Genomic DNA, 19,202 nt, shown 5'->3' on the forward strand with positions numbered 1-19,202 from the left:
TTATCCATGAAAAAAATACTCACTATTGTTAGCTGGATTGCTGCCCTGAGTTGCTTTTCCTGCAATAGCATTCTGGAGGTCAAACCCGCTTCGCAGATTACGAACCAGGTTTACTGGCAAAACGAAGACGATTTCTCCGCATACCTAACAGGTATTTACCAGCTCTACCGAACCCAGATGAATGATCTGTCCTTTGGCGACGACCGAAGTGATAGCTACGTCCAGGGAAGTTTGCCACGATTCTCAGCCTACTGGTCGCAGGTCATCAACGCGGGAAATTCCAAAGACTGGACGCCCTATTATTCGGTAATTGGTCACGTTAATTTGCTCCTCAAGCAAATGGACGGTTTCAACTTCACGAACCAGACGGTGAAGAACCGGACGCGAGCTGAAGCCCTTTGTCTGCGGGCGAGTATGTATTTCTACATGGCTAAAATATGGGGCGATGTACCGCTTACGTTGGATGCCATTGTTGATGAGAACGTACCACTGTTGGAACGCAAGCCCGTTGCCGACGTATTCAAACAGGTATTTACGGATCTCGATGCGGCCATCGCAGCTTTCCCAGAAGCGGGTTACGTCGATAAAAATCGCTTTTCCAAACCTGCCGCATACGCCACTAAAGCCGACGCTAAACTATGGACGGCCAAAGTGCTCAACGGCGGTGATGCCGATTTCAACGATGCCTTAGCATCCATTGCCGAAGTCGAAAAATCGGGCGTGAGCTTGCTGCCATCGTTCCGGAATATTTTCCTTTCTACCAACAAGAAAAACGCAGAAATTATTTTCTCGCTGTATTTCAATCGCAACGAAACCGGCTCGGATATGTACGGTCGAAACGGGTTGCCGCTCATCAATTATTCAGGAACAGCTACCAACGCAGCCGATTTAGCACTGGTGAAAGAACCCGGCAATGCGCAGGCGGCCTATGCTGCCAGTCCGGAAATTCGGGCCATTATCGATAAATACCTAGGCGATACGCGCAAGGATGTCAGCTATATCTGGGAGTTGCAGGGAACTAAACAACTGGTTGCCTGGCCCAACAAATTCCGGGGTACGCTCTATGCCGAAGATCGTATCGCCGACGATGACGTAATTATCTACCGTTTAGCCGATATTATCCTCCTGAAAGCCGAAGCATTAGCCGCACTCGGTCGTTCGGCGGACGCACTGGTCGAACTGAACAAAGTGCGCAAGCGGGCGGGCATCGCTGATTTCACCGCCACTGATAAAAAAGTATTGGAAAAAGAAATTCTGGACGAACGCGGTCGGGAGTTATTTAACGAAAACAAGCGCTGGTGGGATCTGGTCCGTTTTCACAAAGGCGGTACGATCAATATATACGACGTAGTGCCTAATCTAAAGGGCAAAACAACGCCGTTATATTGGCCCATTGCCACGCGGGTAATGGCGCTGAATAGCAAGATCAAACAGACAGAAGGGTATTAAATATGTAGAGACGCAATCCTTTGCGTCTCTACAGGAAAAACCATATGAATCGACTATTTCCGCTAGCTATCCTGTTTACTGCCATTCTCATAGCAGGTCGTTTCCCAGCCGAAACGGGTATAATGGTCAGTGAGAAACAGTTTACTACACCCGTATTGACTGGCAAAACCGATAACCCGGTTTTGCGATTGACTATCAATGTACCCGAAGGGGTTTCTGATCAAGAAACCACGACGTTCGAGTTCGATACGAAAGGAACTACCCGCGTAACCGACATCGCCCATGCTCGGGTGTATTACTGCGGCAACGACTCGGTTTTAACTACTGCACTTACCAGGAAAACCGCAGTCCTTTTCGGAGACGTTGACAAAATAGGTAGTCAATTCTCTATCAAAGGAAAACAACCATTAAAGCCGGGAAAGAACTATTTCTGGCTTTCGTACGAACTCAAAAAGAGCGCTGATTTGATGGGTTATGTCGATGCAACTTGCGAATCGTTACGCGTATCGTCGGAGCGTATCAAACTTCAGCAATCGCCGAATGCAGTAAAGCAGCGTATCGGTGTCGCGCTACGTCAGCACAACGATGAGAACGTACATACGTTCCGCATTCCGGGATTAGTTACGACCAATCAGGGAACATTGCTTGCCGTCTATGACGCCCGTCGAGGAAGTGCGCGTGATTTGCAGGGTGATATTGATATTGGTGTCAGTCGCAGTACTGATGGTGGCCAATCGTGGGAACCGATGCGTATTGCGCTTGATAAAGGCACTTGGGGAAATCTGCCGCAGAAATTCAACGGCGTATCAGACCCCTGCATTCTGGTTGATAAAAACTCGAAGACCATTTACGTAGCGGGCCTGTGGATGTATGGTGTTTTGGACGATCAGGGAAAATGGATCGAAGGATTGAACGAAGCCAGCACCGACTGGAATCACCAATGGCGCAATAGAGGTTCGCAGCCAGGTTTCGACGTAAAGCAAACGGCTCAATTTCTCCTGACAAAAAGTACCGACGATGGTAAAACCTGGAGCGAACCCGTCAATCTGACTCAACTATGCAAAAAAGAAGACTGGTGGCTCTGGGCACCCGCGCCAGGAGCGGGCATTACATTAAAAGATGGTACGCTAGTTATCCCAACACAAGGCCGCGAACCTGACGGACGCCCTTTCTCGAACATTACATACAGCAAAGACGGTGGTAAAACCTGGGTGACCAGTACTAAAGCCAGCGCCGAGAGTACCACCGAAAACATGGCCGTTCAACTGACCGACGGTTCAATTATGCTGAACATGCGTGCTAACAAGAATCGAGGAAATCTGTCAGCCAGCAACGGTCGGATTATTGCCGTAACGAATGATTTAGGCAAAACCTGGCGGGAGCACCCCAGCTCATCTGGTGCGCTTCCCGAACCAACCTGCATGGGTAGTATCCACCGACACGATTACACGATAGGTGGCAAAAAACGTAGCTTACTTCTGTTCGTCAATCCGAACAGCAAAACCGATCGCGATCATATTACGCTGAAAGTGAGCTTCGATGATGGTATGACCTGGCCTGAGAAAAACTGGATTTTACTGGATGAATTGAAAGGTCGCGGCTACTCGTGCATTACATCAGTAGACGAAAAAACGATTGGCATTGTCTATGAAAGTAGTCAGGCCGATCTGGTTTTCCAGAAGATCAAGTTGGATGAGTTGATAAAATGAGGATGCTATAATACCCCTAAATCCCCTGAAAGGGACTTTGCTTACACTTAAATCAAGTCCCCTTCAGGGGATTTAGGGGTAAAAAACGATTAATAACAGAAATAATAACAGAAAGCGCTCTTTCCCTAAACCGTAAAACCGTATGAAATACTTCCTTTCGTTTCTTATTGCTAGTACACTTCTCATAAGCAGTTGTCGTACAGCCAAAAACACGACTAGCAATAATCAGGAGCCTATTTTCGAAACAACCGCTACTGTTTTCGATCCTGGCACTACGTACGCGACAACCCGGATTCCGGCACTAGTCATGACAACAAAAGGAACATTATTAGCATTCTGCGAAGCACGTGTCAATAATACCGGCGACTGGGCTGACATTGACATCGTGATGCGACGAAGTACGGACGCTGGAAAAACCTGGGGTGATAACATCGTAATTGCGGCCCGTGAAAACAAACGACCTACGTCCAACTGTACGCCCATTGTTGATCGCGATGGGAAAACGATTCATGTACTTTATCAGCGTAATTACAGCAACTGCTACTACGTCCTCTCGACGGATGACGGGAAAACCTGGTCGGCGCCAACGGATATTACGAATGCCTTTGAACAGTTCCGTCCTGAGTATAATTGGAAAGTACTGGCTCCCGGCCCCGGTCATGCGATTCAGTTGCAAAAAGGCTCGCACGCTGGTCGATTAGTCGTTCCGGTGTGGCTTTGCGAACCGAATCCCAAAATTCCTGGTGGTGATCACCGTCCGTCCTGTATTGCTACAGTGTACAGCGATGATTTCGGCAAAACCTGGAAACGGGGCGACATTATCACAAATACAACTGCCGAAATCAAAAATCCCAGCGAACACGTAGCGATTGAAACGACCGATGGCCGCGTAATGCTCAACATACGTACCGAATCGGACCCGCACCATCGGATGGTTGCTTACAGTGCTGATGGGGCAACCGGCTGGACAAAACCCGTTTTCGATGATGAACTGTTCGATCCGGTTTGTATGGCAAGTTTGGTTCGGGTGAGCAGCCCGGATAAAGGGGGTAAAACCCGGATCGTTTTTGTCAATCCCGATAGCGAAAATGACCCGGAGCCGATGAATAATCGAGGCAACCGTAAACGGCAAAATCTTACAGTCAAACTGAGTTACGATGACGGTCAGAGCTGGCCTGTAAAAAAAGTGATTGATCCCGGCAAAGCGGGCTATTCCGATCTGGCTGTTGGCCCCGATGGTATGATTTACTGCTTATACGAAACCAACGAAGCCGAAAAGCAATCCTGGCGATATAAAGTCGTGCTGAAACGATTTAATCTGGCCTGGCTTACCGATCAAAAAGACACTGGCAACGTAGCGACACTCACGAAATAAATAACCTGAACGCATGCTAAAATTTCAGAAAACCGAAGGGCTGTTAGCGGCCCCATTCACACCGTTTCACGAAGATGGTTCGCTCAACCTTTCCCTGATTCCAAAACTTGTCGATAAGTTAGTGGCTGATGGGCTCAGCGGAGCATTCATCTGTGGCAGCAACGGCGAAGGACCCAACATGACTACGCAGGAGCGCATGACCGTGGCCGAAGCCTTTGTGAAAGCTTCGGCAGGGCGATTGCCGATTTGGGTACATGTAGGTCATTCCAGTATCCGCGAATCGCAGGAATTGATGCGTCATGCGTATGCGATTGGCGCTGATGCCGCATCGTCCGTGGCTGCTTTTTATTTCAAACCGTCATCGGTGCAGAACCTGGTCGATAGCATGGCTGAGATTGCGTCTGCGGAGCCGAACATGCCATTTTATTACTACCACATTCCGGTTTTGACGGGTATTGGTATGGACATGGTTGAGTTTCTCCGGCTGAGCGAAACACAAATTCCAAACCTGCGCGGAATCAAATACACAGCCAACACACTTTGGGAGTATCAAACCTGTCTTCGCTACGAAAATAGCCGTTACGACGTACTGTTTGGTTATGATGAAATGCTACTACCAGCGCTGAGTTTAGGTGCTCAGGCCGCTATTGGCAGTACGTATAATTTCGCAGCACCACTTTATCTGGAAGTACAGCGTCATTACGTAGCGGGCAATCAGGAAGAAGCTCGTGATTGTATGGCGCATCTGGTGGATATGGTACGTGCTTTTGTGAAATATCCACCGATTCCGGCGCAAAAAGCCATTATGCACATGCTGGGCTACGACGTTGGCCCCTGCCGTTTACCATTGACCAAACTTACATCAGCTCAGTATGATCTGCTTTATACCGAACTGGAGACCATCGGCTTCTGGGAACGGCTTCAGGCAGCGTCTGGAAAGCAACCTGCAAACGTAAGTATCAATTCAAACGGCCTGTCGAAGTAGTTGTTCATTCTTCCCGAGTATGAAATATTCCGTCATACAGTTTTTATGGCTAAGTCTGATGAGTCAGTTTGCGTTTGCTCAATCGTTTTCCTGGGGGCAGTTGCCGCCTGTGCCTGATCCTGTCGGTTTTGCGGGTTCTTTAGCTGGTGTCAGTAATGGCGCTTTGCTGGTTGGTGGAGGAGCGAACTTCCCGGATAATGTCGGCCCCTGGGGCAAAACGCCTAAAACCTGGTATGACGATGTTTTTGTGCTGGAAAACAAAGAGGGCTCCTGGAAAAAAGCAGGCAAATTGCCTCGAAAAATGGGCTACGCTATTTCGCTGCCCATTCCTGAAGGTGTCTTATGCATCGGTGGTGCTGACGGTGAACGACACTATACCGACGTATTTGTACTGAGTTATCAAAATGGTAGTGTGTCAACCAAACCACTAAGGCCGCTTCCTGTGCCATTGGCCAACGCGTCCGGGGCCGTTCTCAACAATACGGTATACGTAGCAGGCGGTATCGAATCGCCAACTGACACAACGGCTGAAAACCTGTTTTTGAGTTTGGATTTGACGAAACCCGATGCACAATGGGAAAAGCTTTCTGGCTGGCCGGGACCGGGACGAATGTTAGCCGTTGCCGGTGCACAGGATGGTAAATTCTTCCTATTCAGCGGAACAGAAGTTTATCGGGATGCCCAAACGAAATCCATCAAACGACGCTATCTATCAGACGCCTACGCCTATAATCCATCGCAAAAAAGTTGGTTACGAATAGCCGATCTTCCTCATCCGACTGTAGCCGCTCCATCACCAGCTTTCACGGCTGGGCAAACGCATTTACTCGTATTGGGCGGAGACGACGGTGCTAATGCTGACAAAAACGCAATTCTGAAAGAGAATCACTCCGGATTCCGAACGGACATTCTGGCTTATCATACGCTTACGAATACCTGGACTACTTCAGGTTTAGTCAGTACAGAGAAAAAGTCGGATGCAGCTACGAATCCGATGGCTAGTACGTGGGCACCCGTTACAACGCCGTTGATCGTTTGGAATAATCAGCTCGTGTTACCAGGTGGTGAAGTACGACCAGGTGTTCGCACCAATCGCGTTTTGACAGCTTCACCAGTACAGCAGGCGGGTACGTTTGGTGGATGGGATTGGGGCGTAGTAGCTATTTATTTTATGCTGGTCATCGGAATCAGTACCTACGTAGCGCGCAAAATGGGCGCTTCTACAGATGATTTTTTTCTGGGTGGGCAGAACATTCCCTGGTGGGCGGCAGGGCTGAGCATTTTCGGGTCAAAACTGAGCGCGCTGACGTTCATCGCCATTCCGGCTAAAACCTTCGCGACCGATTGGACGTATCTGTTTGCCAATGTTATGATTGTGGTCGTAGCACCCATCGTAGCGTATTGGTTTCTGCCGTATTTCCGTAAGATCAAGATTACCAGCGTCTACGAATTTCTGGCAATCCGTTTTAATCAACGGGTTAAACTGCTCGGCAGCCTTACGTTCGTACTATTTCAAGTCGGGCGATTGGGCATCGTTACGTATCTGCCTGCACTGGTGCTGAGTACGGTTACGGGCCTCAATTTGATGGCGTGTATTGTGGTGATGAGCGCGATTACGGTGCTATACACAATTTCAGGGGGTATCGAAGCCGTTGTCTGGACCGAAGTTGCGCAGGTAGGGATTTTGTTGGGTGGGGCATTCGCCAGTTTATTTTTTATCGCTAACGCTACGGGTGGTTTCGGCTCAATGTTTCGCGAAGCTGCCGATGCGGGTAAACTGCATCTCATCAATCAGGGATGGGCGATTACCGAACCTGTATTGTGGGTGGTACTGGTCGGTAACTTTCTGTCGCAGCTCACTACGTATTCATCCGATCAGGTGGTTGTGCAGCGGTATCTGACTACACCCACCGAAGCCGAAGCGCGACAATCCATCTGGACCAATGCGTTACTGGTGATTCCGGCAACACTCATTTTTTTCAGCGTTGGCACTGCACTCTGGGTCTTTTTTCGGCATAATCCGAGCGACCTGAATCCGATGGGACGTACCGACGACGTATTCCCCTGGTATATCTCTACGCAACTTCCGGTTGGTTTGCGCGGCCTTGTAATTGCCGGTTTATTTGCCGCAACGATGTCGACTATTTCATCAAGTATGAACTCGATTGCTACGGTTATGACGACCGATTTTTACCGATATGTCAAACCGGAATCGTCTGATAGCCAACGATTCCGGTTTGCTCGATTAGCCACGTTAGGGCTGGGCGTAGCGGGTATTGGCATCGCTATTGGATTGGTTTACCTGCAAAATGCATCCATCTGGGATCAATATTTAAAGCTCACCGGTATGTTCGGTGGATGCCTGGCGGGTATGTTTATCGCGGGTATTTTCTTCAAACAAATTAACAGCCAGGGTATTTTAATTGGCTTCTTGCTGAGTGCTATTCTACTTTATTTTGTGCAAGCTAACGGATGGGTTCACTTCTTTCTGTATCCCGGCGTTGGCATTATCGGCTGCATTGTCTTTGGCCTGTTGTTCAGTTTTATTTTACCAAGTCCTAAACAGATAGATAATCAGGTTGTAGTAAAAGGCTCTGTAAATAGCTAACACGTTTAGCTAATCTTTTCGCCGTAGCAATAGCAAAGCCCGTCGGGAGCGACGACAAAAAATACGTTCCAATTTGTCTCTCCATGTTTCTGATAATCAAATTTGGATAGTTCTTTCTCAAGCCCATTCGCCCGCAACTCGGCGAAAGCGGTTTCTACGTTGTCAACTTCGAAAAAGCAACCGTCCTGCGTCGGGTCGCCACCATTTTCAGCCAATCCGATTTGAAGGCCATCCCGTTCAAGAGTAGCTGATTTATAGGGTGTATCGTTTCGGGAAACGACTTGAAAGCCCAGTATGGTTTCGTAAAATGGAATCGCTTCCGCCACATCATTGACTGGTAAGTTCATTTTGTCCTGCTGATAAGGCCAGGCGTTTTTTAGTACTGCTTTCATTCAATGCAAGAGATTTATTAGTTCGGTTGGACAAATCGGAGAGTATTTCCATCGGAGTCGGTTATGTAGAACTCCGGCGTTCCCCAGCTTTGATCAGTGGGTCCCTGATGAACGGGCGAATTTTCTTTTCCTGTTACAACTAAACCCCTTTTTAGGTATTTCTGGAATTGGCTATCTACGTTCTCGATCCAAACATTGACTATGCTTCCAAAAAGCCTATCAGATTCCAGTACAGTCAATTGAAGCTCGATCTCTCCATTTATCAGATCAACCACCCAATCGTCGGAGGAAGTTTGTGAATATTTCAGCTCAAAATCGAGAACGGTAGTGTAAAACGTAATGGCTTGGGCCATGTTCCGGCATTTGAACAAAGGAATTAATTTCATAGCGTTAGATCAGGAGTTGCCGTAATTCTTCGTCCTTATCATCCAGAAACTCAATCGGCGTTGTCCCTTCTTTATTCGGAACGGTTTTATCGGCGCCAGCGGCTAGGAGTAATCGCACACATTCTGCCTGATTATGTCTGTTTTCAGAACCGCCAAATTTTAGGCCGTGAACAGCCCATAACAAAGGTGTACTCTGAAATTCTACGCATCGTTTATGGATATCAGCATTAGCAGCGATCAAACGCTCAACCAGCTTGTCGCGACCGACCCAGGCTGCCCAGTGCAAAGCTGTTCCGCCATAACAACCCGGATGATTGATCGTTGCGCCCTTGTCGACATATAAAATGCCTACTTTTTCTGCGTGTAAACTTGCGGCTGCCACGAGTGGTGTATCGTGCAAATCAACCAGTGAATTACCATCGACATTGGCACCATGATCCAGGAAAACCGTTGCCATCAGTACGGCTTCGTCATCAGAACAGGTACCGCTCATAACGTCGTCGCAAATCCGGTGGAGTGGATGCGCTTTTGCAGGGTTGTGTTCATCGTATGGCAGCTCTTCGTTAGCGAGTTGTGGATTTTGGTCAAGCGCTTCCTTTATAGCGTCAAAATCTTTGTTGGTAATTAATTTTCGTAGCGACATGATTGTTGTTTACTGTTGCAAGCTGGGAGATAATCCGATCTATGTTTATAGCTCACATAGGCTAAGAACACCCAATACTAAGGTGGGCAGCACATAATCTTTTTACGTTCTACAATTAGTAGGAAAAATTTCTGGGTTCAGACTCAGATTTAGCTGTATAAGTCAGGTGATTATTTTATTCGTGAATATCAATATCTTACGGATTGAATAACAACCTACTTAATCAACTTACTTATGTACAAGCTGTATCTCGTAATTGTCTTATTTCTTAGTCACATCAGCACGTATGGACAGTCTGCACCACCTAGCCAATCCACTGCAACAGCCAACGATTTAGCTGAACGAGTTCGGCAACTTGAAGAAACTATGCGGTTCGCTAATCAGGGGCTGGCTAAAACAGTCGATGATTTACTCTGGTATCAGAAATTGGGCGATGTGGCCATTATCGACAAAGTTCGCTATGCCAGTAAGCCCCCGCACATAATTCGTAATCCGACTGGGCAGGGTGCTAATAATCCAGTTGTTATTCCGGCCTATACGTTTGTCTCAAAGAAATACGCTTCGGCTAAAAAGCTGCCTTTACTGGTTTTCGTGCATGATGGGATTCATGGCGATTTTAGTACGCTTTATGCGCACATCGTCCGGGAGTTAGTGGAGCAGGGATATATGATCCTTGCGCCAGAATATCGGGGTAGCGTTGGGTATGGCGGTACGTTCTATAATCAGATCGACTACGGCGATTACGAGAATGATGATGTGCTGGCTGGCAAGCGTTGGGCCGTTGAAAACATGCCGCAGGTTGATGCAGACAGAATTGGTATCATTGGCTGGAGCCACGGAGGAATGATTTCGCTGATGAATATTTTCGACCATCCGGAAGATTATAAAGTGGCCTATGCAGGTGTTCCGGTAACGGATATTATTGCTCGGTTGGGGTATAAGCCAGCGAGCTACCGGGCTATATTTTCGGCCGCTACGCATATTGGTAAAGATCCGTCGGATAATGTCGCTGAATACCGTCGTCGGTCGCCGGTTTGGAATGCGCAGAAGTTAAAAACGCCTTTGCTGATTCATACCAATACGAACGATGAAGACGTAAATGTACTGGAGGTCGAATCGTTGATCAATGCCCTGAAAGCACATGAGAAAAAATTTGAGTACAAAATCTATCAGGATGCGCCGGGAGGTCATAGTTTTAACCGGCTCGATACCAAACTAGCCCATGAGTCGCGGGAGGAAATTTATCGATTTCTGGCTCGCTACCTGACTCCGCCCGGCGCTGTAAAATAATTAGTCAATCTTTTTTTAGTTCATGAAATACCATTCTTTGTTGGGCGTACTCGTTATACTGGCTTTTATTCTGTTATCAGAAACGGCTTTGTATGCACAGAAAACGAGCACTCTCTCCGATTCGACAAAAAGTAAGGGCGCTCCACGATTTTTGTTTACAAACGATAGTACCCTGCAATTCACGCTGACAGCTAACATGCGAACGCTATTGAAAGATCGCGGAGAAAAACCGATCAATCATGCAGCTGTGCTGACCTATACCGACGCGGAGAAACAAACGGTTCGTTTACCCCTGCAAATGAAAGTACGGGGAAATTTCCGGCGTAATCGTGCCAATTGTCTCTTTCCACCCCTGTTGATCGACTTACCCAAAAAGAAAGCCAAAAACAGCCTGTTTGCCAAGCAGAATAAGTTAAAACTAGTCACGCACTGCCAGGTTGATGAATGGGTCGTTCGGGAGTATCTGGTGTATAGAATGTATAACCTGCTTACGGATTTGAGTTTCCGCGCTCAACTGGCACAGGTTACGTATGCGGATTCGCTAGGCAAGCGTGATCCGGAAACGCACTGGGGATTTCTGCTGGAAGATGAAGACGATGTGGCTAAACGAAACAAAGTAAAGGTTAACAATATAAAGCAAACCAACATGGGGTATGCCGATTCGCTCCAGATGGCTACCGTTGCCGTTTTTGAGTATATGATTGGCAATACCGACTGGTCAGTGCCGTATCTGCATAACATTCGGCTGTTCGCTAATGATGAAACGGGTTCACTGCCAGTGCCTTACGACTTTGATCACGCTGGTATTGTCGATACCCGATATGCCCTGCCCGCTGAGCAGCTTGGCATTAAAACCGTTCGGGAGCGAATGTATCGTGGCCTTATTTATTCAAAACCGATTTTTCAGAAGGTATTCGATAAATTCAATGCCACGAAGCCTCAATTCTATGCACTATACCAGAATGATAGCCGGTTAAACAAAGGCTATGTAAAAAATACGCTACGGTACCTGGACGAGTTTTATGCCCTCATCAATAATCCTGCTTTGGTACAGGAGGTTTTTGGCAAAGGGGCCAAATCAGGGGTTGTGGTAAAGGGATTGAAATAAATCAGCGCATACGTACTAACGTTATCGCAGCAATTACGACAACCGTCGAGAACCCAATCATGAAAAATTGATAAGCAAATTTCAATAGTCGATACTTTCTCGCCAATACCTGTCCCTGCGCGTAAATATTGTCGATCAGACTATTATAAAGGTCATCGTCCTGAGTAAGTAACTTGCGTAGATCTGTACGATATTCGTCGGCAGTAAGTCGGCTATAATAGCCAAAAAATAATAGGTCAACGGGAGGAGTAGCACTCTTGGGTGGTTTTCTGAGAATAGGCGAAATCGTTGGATTCGTCGCAATAAGTGATACGACAATCGTAACTAAACTTACGCCCACCAGCAAAAGGCTGGGCACAATAAAGGAAGAAGGAATATCGACCGAACGAGTAAAGGCGGATAGAGTTATGGATATGACGATGGTATTGATCGAAATCATCAGATTCGCTTTCCGATCGGCCATTTCACTTAGTCGCATATGGTTCGACATCGTTGTCCGAAACAGCGTCTCGACGCCTTTACTAACCTTCTTTTTCTTTTCTTTCTTTTCCTTTTTACCAGGTTTGCTGTCTGATTGATGATTCGCCTGAATCGGGTTCAGGTCTGCGTCGGGTTGAATTTCCTGCGAAAGGGGTGTCATCGATACCGGGTGATGATTTACCTGTAAAGTAACCAAACTTCTGGTAAACTTTTCAACTTCATACAGTCGACCATTAATGAGTACCTGCTGTGACGTTTACCTGTTTTTTACCGACGGATGTTTACTCGATGCGTAGCTACCATCTTTGGCGGGTTGATGTAGGGAACCTGTACGGATGAGCCCTTGAAGTTGCGCATTTTGGGCTTTCAAAAACCGAGCCAAAACGAACTATATCTGTGATTTCGTATAGCCAATAGCGCCAGCTATCTGGATGGCTTCATGTAGCTGTTTTTTTCTCTCATTTGAGCTGTAGAACAGGCTACCGTTTAATAGATTATTCTGATAATTACCTGCTTATCTAATTAGTATAGCAACCCGCTATAGTTTTGGCCAGATGTTTGCTTCAGAACTAGAAGTGCTTCTTTTCCAACTTCTTCGCTCTCATTTTAACTCATCGTTAACTATTAATTAAACTTTACATGCGTATAGTTTTATCTGTATTTCTACTTATCTGGTCAACGAAATTTCTACTTGCCCAAAACAACTACGTAAACAACTCTGCGAATGCATCTTCACCTGGATTATACAATACAATTGTAGGGCCTTCGGCTGGGAATGGCGCCATGACAGGGTACAATAATTCGTTCTTTGGTTTTCAATCAGGTCAATCGAACACAACGGGTTACGAGAATACATTCGTAGGATACGGAACCGGTAAGTATAACACGCTTGGAAACGACAATACATTTCTGGGGGCTTCGGCCGGAACATCGAACACGACAGGAAATTACAATACATTTTTAGGGTCTTCGGCTGGTCAATCCCATGTATCTGGCAACCGAAACACATTTATTGGGTATGAGGCTGGCTTGTCTGCCAACACATCCAGTAACAACTCGTTTATTGGCAACGGAGCTGGTCGGTCGAATACGATTGGTTTTAACAACGTTTTCTTAGGCAATAATGCCGGATTCTCCAATGAAGGGGGCTATTATAACACCTTTATCGGCAGCGATGCGGGTTATTCGAATGCGGGTGGATTGAGTAATGCGTATATCGGCTTTCAGGCAGGGTATAACAATACCAATGGCTCGAACAATACATTCATGGGAAGCACAGCCGGGCAGGCAAACACGACTGGCTCAAGCAATACGTTTTTGGGTGGCGCTTCGGGTAGTCTGAACACCACAGGTTATCAGAATGCTTTCCTGGGCGCTTCTGCTGGTAGTTTGAATACAACAGGTTACCAGAATGTATTTGTAGGATATAATAGTGGTTTTAGTACGACAACAGGCTTTGGGAATACCTTTATTGGAAGTATGGCCGGCTATAGCAATAACACGGGCAGAGGCAGTACCTTTTTAGGAAGCAACGCCGGTTATTCGAACACGACGGGGCTTAATAATACCCTGGTCGGAATTAATGCTGGTTATAGTACCGTTTCGGGTAGTTTTAATGTATTCACCGGTTCGTATGCCGGACTTAGTAACACTACCGGTTCGCAAAATGCGTTCATCGGTAACAATGCTGGCTACAGTAATACAACGGGGTCGGCCAACACATTCCTGGGGAATTCGGCAGGCTATGTAAATACGACAGGCGGTAGTAATGCGTTTCTCGGTAGCAACACCGGATCGTTTAATACGACTGGCTCTGGGAATACATTTCTCGGAATCGCAAATGGCCTTGGTAATACAACCGGTTCGAATAATGTGTCTGTTGGGCTTCGGGCGGCCAATAAGAATCAAGTCGGAAATAAAAACGTCGTTATTGGTGATAGTGCTGGTTTTAATTCTCTTGGGGATGCGTGTGTGATGCTGGGGTCTAAGGCAGGATTCGCGAACCAGAATGGTAAAAAAAGCACGTATATCGGCTATCAGTCAGGATTAAACGCTTTGGCTGACTCCAACACATTCATAGGGTATCAGTCTGGTGTACAGGTCACGACAGGGCGGGGTAACACGTTTTTTGGCGTGAATGCGGGGCGTAATATCAGTACTGGTTCGAATAATACAATCATTGGTACGAAATCCGGCCCAGCCTCCGTCAATACGGATGAGAATGTTTACATCGGCTTCAACACAGGACAATTCGATAAAGGCTCCCGAAACACATTTTTGGGGACAAACGCTGGAGTTCTGGCTGATAACGGAAAGGCCGTGACCAATTCTACGGCTATTGGTGCCGATGCTACCGTAGGCATAAGTAACGCTGTAGTGTTGGGTCATAATGCCAATGTCGGCGTTGGAACATCGTCGCCTACAGCCCGGCTTGAGGTGGTGAACGATGTACCAGATGCAAGTGGCCTTCGGCTGACCAGTCTGACAGAAAGTAGCCCTGCGAGTGCTTCAACCGACCAGTTTTTAACGGTTAATGAACGAGGTGATGTAGTAAAAGCTCGCTATAAGCTTCGTATCAATACGACTAATGATTGGAGTGATATTGTTTTTGAGCCAACCTATTCACTTCGTTCCCTGGGAGCTGTTGAAAACTACGTTCGTCAGTACAAGCATTTGCCAGAAATACCATCGGCCGCGGAAGTTGTTAGAGAAGGAGTTGATGTGGCTAAAATGAATTCGCTGTTGCTTAAGAAAGTAGAAGAGCTAACGCTCTACGCAATTGAGTTGGAGAAAAAGAACCAGCAGTTGCAGAACAGCGATAAGCAACAACAGCAGATCAATCAGCAACTCCAGGCACAACTGGATGAGCTGAAGCAGCTGATAATGAAGCAATTGCTTACAAAGAAATAAAAATGGTTCAAACCTGACAGGTCTCTAATACCTGTTAGGTTTGAACCATATCATTCTTCCCCTAAATGTGCTGATATTGAGTTGGTTTTTTACGAAAAACCAACTCAATTCGTTTTCATGCGAATCGATTGATCGCTATCACTGGCTTCAACAATATTGGCTTTATTGTGCTTTATAAATTCATTGAAGGCGACTTCTTTTCCATCAACGAAGAAGTGTTTAAACGACGAAAGAATCTCAGCATCGTCAGTCGGTATAGAGAAAAACGCTGACTTTTCGGAAGCCGGAACTGGTGGCGGTGGAGGAGGAATACGTTGGCTGTTTGATTCTTTTGTATCTTCTTCCATCACAAAACGAATGGGTAGATTATACTTTACGTTTACTATTTCTCCGCTTTGACGACCTGGAAGCCAGCGTGGCATTGCCTTAACAACGCGTATAGCTTCTTCATCGCAGCCGCCACCAATACCTTTGAGTAGTTGAACATCAGCGATTTCTCCCTTTGTTGTGACAATGAAACTAACAAAAACCTTACCCTCTACATTTGCTTTCTGAGCTGTTTCGGGATATTTTAAATTCTGGCCGAGGTATTCACCTAATTTGACCATTCCCCCTGGAAACTCAGGCTGATGTTCTACCACAGTATATACTTCACCTACCACAGGAGTTCTTTGTGCCGATGTTTGCGGTTGATCTTTTTCTGATTGCGTACACATAATCAGGCAAGCGGCTAGTGGCAGAACCAGCGCGTAGCCAAACAACGCCCGAGGGCGAGATGCGGGTTTTTGTAACATAATGATACGTTGTTTAAGGGTTGATTTAGAGACAAAAGGGGTAATGAGAGCTGATGGCGATACATTCAGTGCATAGGCCACTAATTGATGAGGATAATCGGGCTGGGGAGTTTTCAGAACAGCCCGATCCGCTAGAAACTCGTGAACTTCCTGTAAGGCTCGTTTGTAAAAAAGCACAACTGGATTGAACCAGAAAATCAACTGTACGAATTCGAGAAAGAGAATGTCTGCGGTATGCCGTTGGCGAATGTGTGCTTCTTCGTGACGTACTAACGCATCTGGTTCTGTGAGAACATCTGCCTGATTCAGAACCATATACTTTCCAAATGAAAAGGACGGGGTCGAATTATCGGGAAGTCTGATAAGGGTATAACTAGATCGTTTTTCGGCTGTACCTCGTCGGATGCACAAAAGAACACCTCGAAGATTGACCACCAGACGAATACTCATGATTAGAATACCCAGAGCGTATGCCAGCCAGAACCACTGAGATAGTGACCAGCTATTGTTTTCAGCTGTAGCCCCACCAACAACAAACGTAGGCAGCGTAATGGCATCGATAGACAGTAATTGAGTCGTTTCCTGTGGTAATTCGACAAAGGGGAGAAGCAGAGAAAGTAAAACCGACCCGACTAAATACATCCGGTTCAGCCCGAAAAATGTATTTCGGCGAAAAAGCAACGCATAGCAGCCGTAGAACAGGAGCAGGTATAAGCTAACTGTCAGGAGGTAGGTGAACGTGTTCATTTTTTCTTCGTCGTTATCAGAATGACACCATTTTTCCCCTTCTCGCCATACGTAGCCGCAGCCGACCCATCTTTTAAAACAGTGACACTTTCGATATCATTAGGGCTTAAGTTCAGATTATTCTTCTCCGTTAAGCCGTCTTTGGGAAACGTACCTTTGGGTACTTCAACGCCATCAATGATGTAAAGTGGATCGCCCTCACTAAACCGATTGCCTCGAAACCGAATGGATGTACTTGACTGTTTCGTCGAATCAAACGGTTGCTTCAGGAAATTATCAGCAGTTGCTCCAACTTGTTCAGATGGATTGCTTTGCGGAGTTAGCTGACCGGTACGTTTATCTGTGCTTTTCTCTAATTGGAAATTGATAGGCAGATTGTATTGAACTGCCACCGCTCTCCCTTGTTGCCTACCCGGTTTCCATTTAGGCATCTGGCTTATTACCCGGACGGCTTCTTCATCGCAACCGCTACCTATTCCCTTTAGGATATGCAAATCCTGAATATCTCCCTGTTGGGAAACAACAAATTTTACAAATACTCGGCCCTGTATCCGATTTTGTTGTGCTTCTTTAGGGTAACGTAAATTACGAGCTAGGTACTGACTCAATGCCTGCATACCACCGGGAAACTCAGGTACTTGTTCAACGACTAAAAAAACTTCCCCCTGATCATCAGTTGAATGTGTAGCCTGTGGTTTCGAATTGGGTGCCACTACCACTTCGTTCAGTTGACTACTTTTAGCAGCTAAGGTTACATAAATCGAAGTACGCCCGTGCACGTCCACTACACTCGATTCAAATCCAACAAAGCTGAAAACTAATGAAGCGGTTTTTGGGACGTTAGCTAATTTATAAGATCCATTTGCGTCAGTTGTTGTTCCCATATTGCCGTTTTTTAGAATAACTGCTACGCCCGGCAGTGGCTTCCCATCTTCTGCGCTCGTCACCTTACCTGAAACCGTAATTGTATCTTCAGTGACTTGGCCAACTATTTCCGTAATTTCTTCCCGCGCTGTAGTCATGGCTAATAATCCAAGCGCGAGTGGAAGTACCAGTATGTATTTGCCTAGCGCCCAACGAGTTGTTGATTTTTGCTGGAGCATGATAATCCGCTGCTTAAGTAATGACGGATTGAAGAAGCTATTCACCAGCGTATTAGCCTGTGTGCCAAAAGCATAATTGACCAGAAAATGTGCATAATTAGCTGGTTTGGAGACGACTTTATCAGCCAGAAATTCGTGAACCTGACGTAGCATTCTGTCGATGAGCCACAGCGCCGGACAGGCCCAGAAAATGGCTCGTAACAGAGATAATCCGACTACATCAATGCTGTGATACTGCCGAATATGCACCAACTCGTGCTCGATAATCGAGTTGGCATTTCGGTCGTCGGGGTTAAGTACCAGATACTGAAAAAAGGAAAAGGTGGGAACCTGCGAATTATCTGGCTGAACGAGCACATGGTCGCTATTCTGCTGCCTGGGCGATTTCTTAATGAAACGTAGCAGTTTCGTGGTGCGAATGAATAAATACACGCTGAGTAAAAGCGCAATCGCACCGTAGGTTAGTAAACCAATCTGTTCCCAGTCGGGGCCTGTTTCAACTGGAGAAACGATTACTGAAGCGGGGAGTGCAATAACTCCTACGGGCACTGGAAGTGTCTCAACGGTCTGCGTAGATAAACTGACGAGCGGAAGCACCAGCGACGCAACGGCTGAGAGAAGCAGATATGCCCGATTGAGGTTAAAAAACGTATGTCGGCGAAGGAGGAGCCAGTAGCAGCTTACGAACAGTAAGCCGTATAAGTTGGCTTTTAGGAAATAGTCGAGCGTGCTCATTGGTCTTTCTGTTGGTTTAGGAGTTTGATGATTTCATCGGCTTCATTCAGGCTGATGTTTTTATCCTTTACGAAAAACGACACCAGCTTTTTGAGCGAATTATCGAAGTAGTTCGCCATCAATTGGTCGGTCTGGAAACGTCTGTATTCTTCCTCCGTAATCAGCGGGTAGTACTCGTGCGTTTTTCCGTATGCGGTATAACCCACTAATTCTTTCTTTTCCAGAATGCGGATAATGGTCGAAACTGTATTGTAGGCAGGTTTAGGCTCAGGCAGTTCGGCTAATACGTCTTTGACAAAGCCTTTCTTAAGTTGCCAGAGAACCCGCATAATTTCTTCTTCGGCTTTTGTGAGATCGCGTATCGGCATAATTTTTTAAGAGAATTATTAAATGACGATGAAAGGTATGACTAATGAATTAGTTTTACAACTAATCTATTAGTTATTATGTTTAAAAAAATATGGATCTTCGTTTTTAAGCCCAAAACG

At 46.3% G+C, this 19,202-nt stretch carries 15 protein-coding genes; 8 read left to right on the plus strand and 7 right to left on the minus strand.

Translation table 11 applies throughout. The annotated features are described in order from the left end of the window. The first annotated feature begins 6 nt into the window (after positions 1-6). From ACYVE4_RS07415 to ACYVE4_RS07435, 5 genes are all read left to right on the plus strand, one after another. Positions 7-1,449, plus strand: coding sequence for a RagB/SusD family nutrient uptake outer membrane protein (locus ACYVE4_RS07415; RefSeq protein ID WP_460996582.1), 1,443 nt, complete (start codon positions 7-9; stop codon positions 1,447-1,449). A gap of 44 nt (positions 1,450-1,493) precedes the next feature. After that, positions 1,494-3,158, plus strand: a complete 1,665-nt coding sequence (locus ACYVE4_RS07420; RefSeq protein ID WP_460996583.1) for a BNR-repeat neuraminidase N-terminal domain-containing protein — start codon at positions 1,494-1,496, stop codon at positions 3,156-3,158. A 142-nt stretch (positions 3,159-3,300) separates the two neighbouring features. Next, positions 3,301-4,533, plus strand: coding sequence for a sialidase family protein (locus ACYVE4_RS07425; protein WP_460996584.1), 1,233 nt, complete (start codon positions 3,301-3,303; stop codon positions 4,531-4,533). Positions 4,534-4,546: 13 nt separating this feature from the next. After that, positions 4,547-5,518 (plus strand): dihydrodipicolinate synthase family protein, encoded by a 972-nt coding sequence (locus ACYVE4_RS07430; RefSeq protein WP_460996585.1) that lies wholly within the window; start codon positions 4,547-4,549, stop codon positions 5,516-5,518. Between the two features lie 19 nt (positions 5,519-5,537). Further along, positions 5,538-8,126 carry a sodium:solute symporter family protein gene (locus tag ACYVE4_RS07435; protein ID WP_460996586.1) on the plus strand — a complete coding sequence of 863 codons (2,589 nt, stop codon included), beginning with the start codon at positions 5,538-5,540 and terminating at the stop codon, positions 8,124-8,126. 5 nt (positions 8,127-8,131) lie between these two features. On the opposite strand, the gene ACYVE4_RS07440 is transcribed toward ACYVE4_RS07435, so the two are convergent. From ACYVE4_RS07440 to ACYVE4_RS07450, 3 genes are read right to left on the minus strand one after another with little or no spacing between them, the layout of a single operon-like run. Next, positions 8,132-8,518 (minus strand): VOC family protein, encoded by a 387-nt coding sequence (locus ACYVE4_RS07440; protein WP_460996587.1) that lies wholly within the window; start codon positions 8,516-8,518, stop codon positions 8,132-8,134. 17 nt (positions 8,519-8,535) lie between these two features. Next, the gene (locus ACYVE4_RS07445; protein WP_460996588.1) at positions 8,536-8,904 is read right to left on the minus strand and encodes a glyoxalase superfamily protein; all 369 of its coding nucleotides are present in this window, start codon (positions 8,902-8,904) and stop codon (positions 8,536-8,538) included. 4 nt (positions 8,905-8,908) lie between these two features. Continuing rightward, on the minus strand, positions 8,909-9,547 hold the full coding sequence (locus tag ACYVE4_RS07450) for an ankyrin repeat domain-containing protein (RefSeq protein ID WP_460996589.1): 639 nt from the start codon (positions 9,545-9,547) through the stop codon (positions 8,909-8,911). A gap of 234 nt (positions 9,548-9,781) precedes the next feature. Here ACYVE4_RS07450 and ACYVE4_RS07455 point away from each other — a divergent pair, with 234 nt between their 5' ends. Then, positions 9,782-10,837, plus strand: a complete 1,056-nt coding sequence (locus ACYVE4_RS07455; protein ID WP_460996590.1) for an alpha/beta hydrolase family protein — start codon at positions 9,782-9,784, stop codon at positions 10,835-10,837. A gap of 22 nt (positions 10,838-10,859) precedes the next feature. Then, on the plus strand, positions 10,860-11,945 hold the full coding sequence (locus ACYVE4_RS07460; protein ID WP_460996591.1) for a hypothetical protein: 1,086 nt from the start codon (positions 10,860-10,862) through the stop codon (positions 11,943-11,945). A 1-nt stretch (position 11,946) separates the two neighbouring features. Here ACYVE4_RS07460 and ACYVE4_RS07465 read toward each other — a convergent pair whose 3' ends face one another. Then, complete coding sequence (locus tag ACYVE4_RS07465; protein WP_460996592.1) at positions 11,947-12,585, minus strand: Pycsar system effector family protein; 639 nt, start codon at positions 12,583-12,585, stop codon at positions 11,947-11,949. A 479-nt stretch (positions 12,586-13,064) separates the two neighbouring features. On the opposite strand from ACYVE4_RS07465, the gene ACYVE4_RS07470 reads away from it, so the two are divergent. After that, positions 13,065-15,335 carry a beta strand repeat-containing protein gene (locus tag ACYVE4_RS07470; RefSeq protein ID WP_460996593.1) on the plus strand — a complete coding sequence of 757 codons (2,271 nt, stop codon included), beginning with the start codon at positions 13,065-13,067 and terminating at the stop codon, positions 15,333-15,335. A 104-nt stretch (positions 15,336-15,439) separates the two neighbouring features. On the opposite strand, the gene ACYVE4_RS07475 is transcribed toward ACYVE4_RS07470, so the two are convergent. Genes ACYVE4_RS07475 through ACYVE4_RS07485 form a run of 3 tightly spaced genes read right to left on the minus strand, consistent with a single transcriptional unit; the run spans position 15,440 to position 19,082 of the window. Further along, the gene (locus ACYVE4_RS07475; protein ID WP_460996594.1) at positions 15,440-16,876 is read right to left on the minus strand and encodes a M56 family metallopeptidase; all 1,437 of its coding nucleotides are present in this window, start codon (positions 16,874-16,876) and stop codon (positions 15,440-15,442) included. Further along, positions 16,873-18,714, minus strand: a complete 1,842-nt coding sequence (locus ACYVE4_RS07480) for a M56 family metallopeptidase (RefSeq protein ID WP_460996595.1) — start codon at positions 18,712-18,714, stop codon at positions 16,873-16,875. Before ACYVE4_RS07480 ends, ACYVE4_RS07475 begins: the two co-directional genes overlap by 4 nt. Continuing rightward, the gene (locus tag ACYVE4_RS07485) at positions 18,711-19,082 is read right to left on the minus strand and encodes a BlaI/MecI/CopY family transcriptional regulator (RefSeq protein WP_460996596.1); all 372 of its coding nucleotides are present in this window, start codon (positions 19,080-19,082) and stop codon (positions 18,711-18,713) included. Before ACYVE4_RS07485 ends, ACYVE4_RS07480 begins: the two co-directional genes overlap by 4 nt. Between the last annotated feature and the right edge of the window lie 120 nt (positions 19,083-19,202).

The organism is Spirosoma harenae, assembly GCF_054776975.1.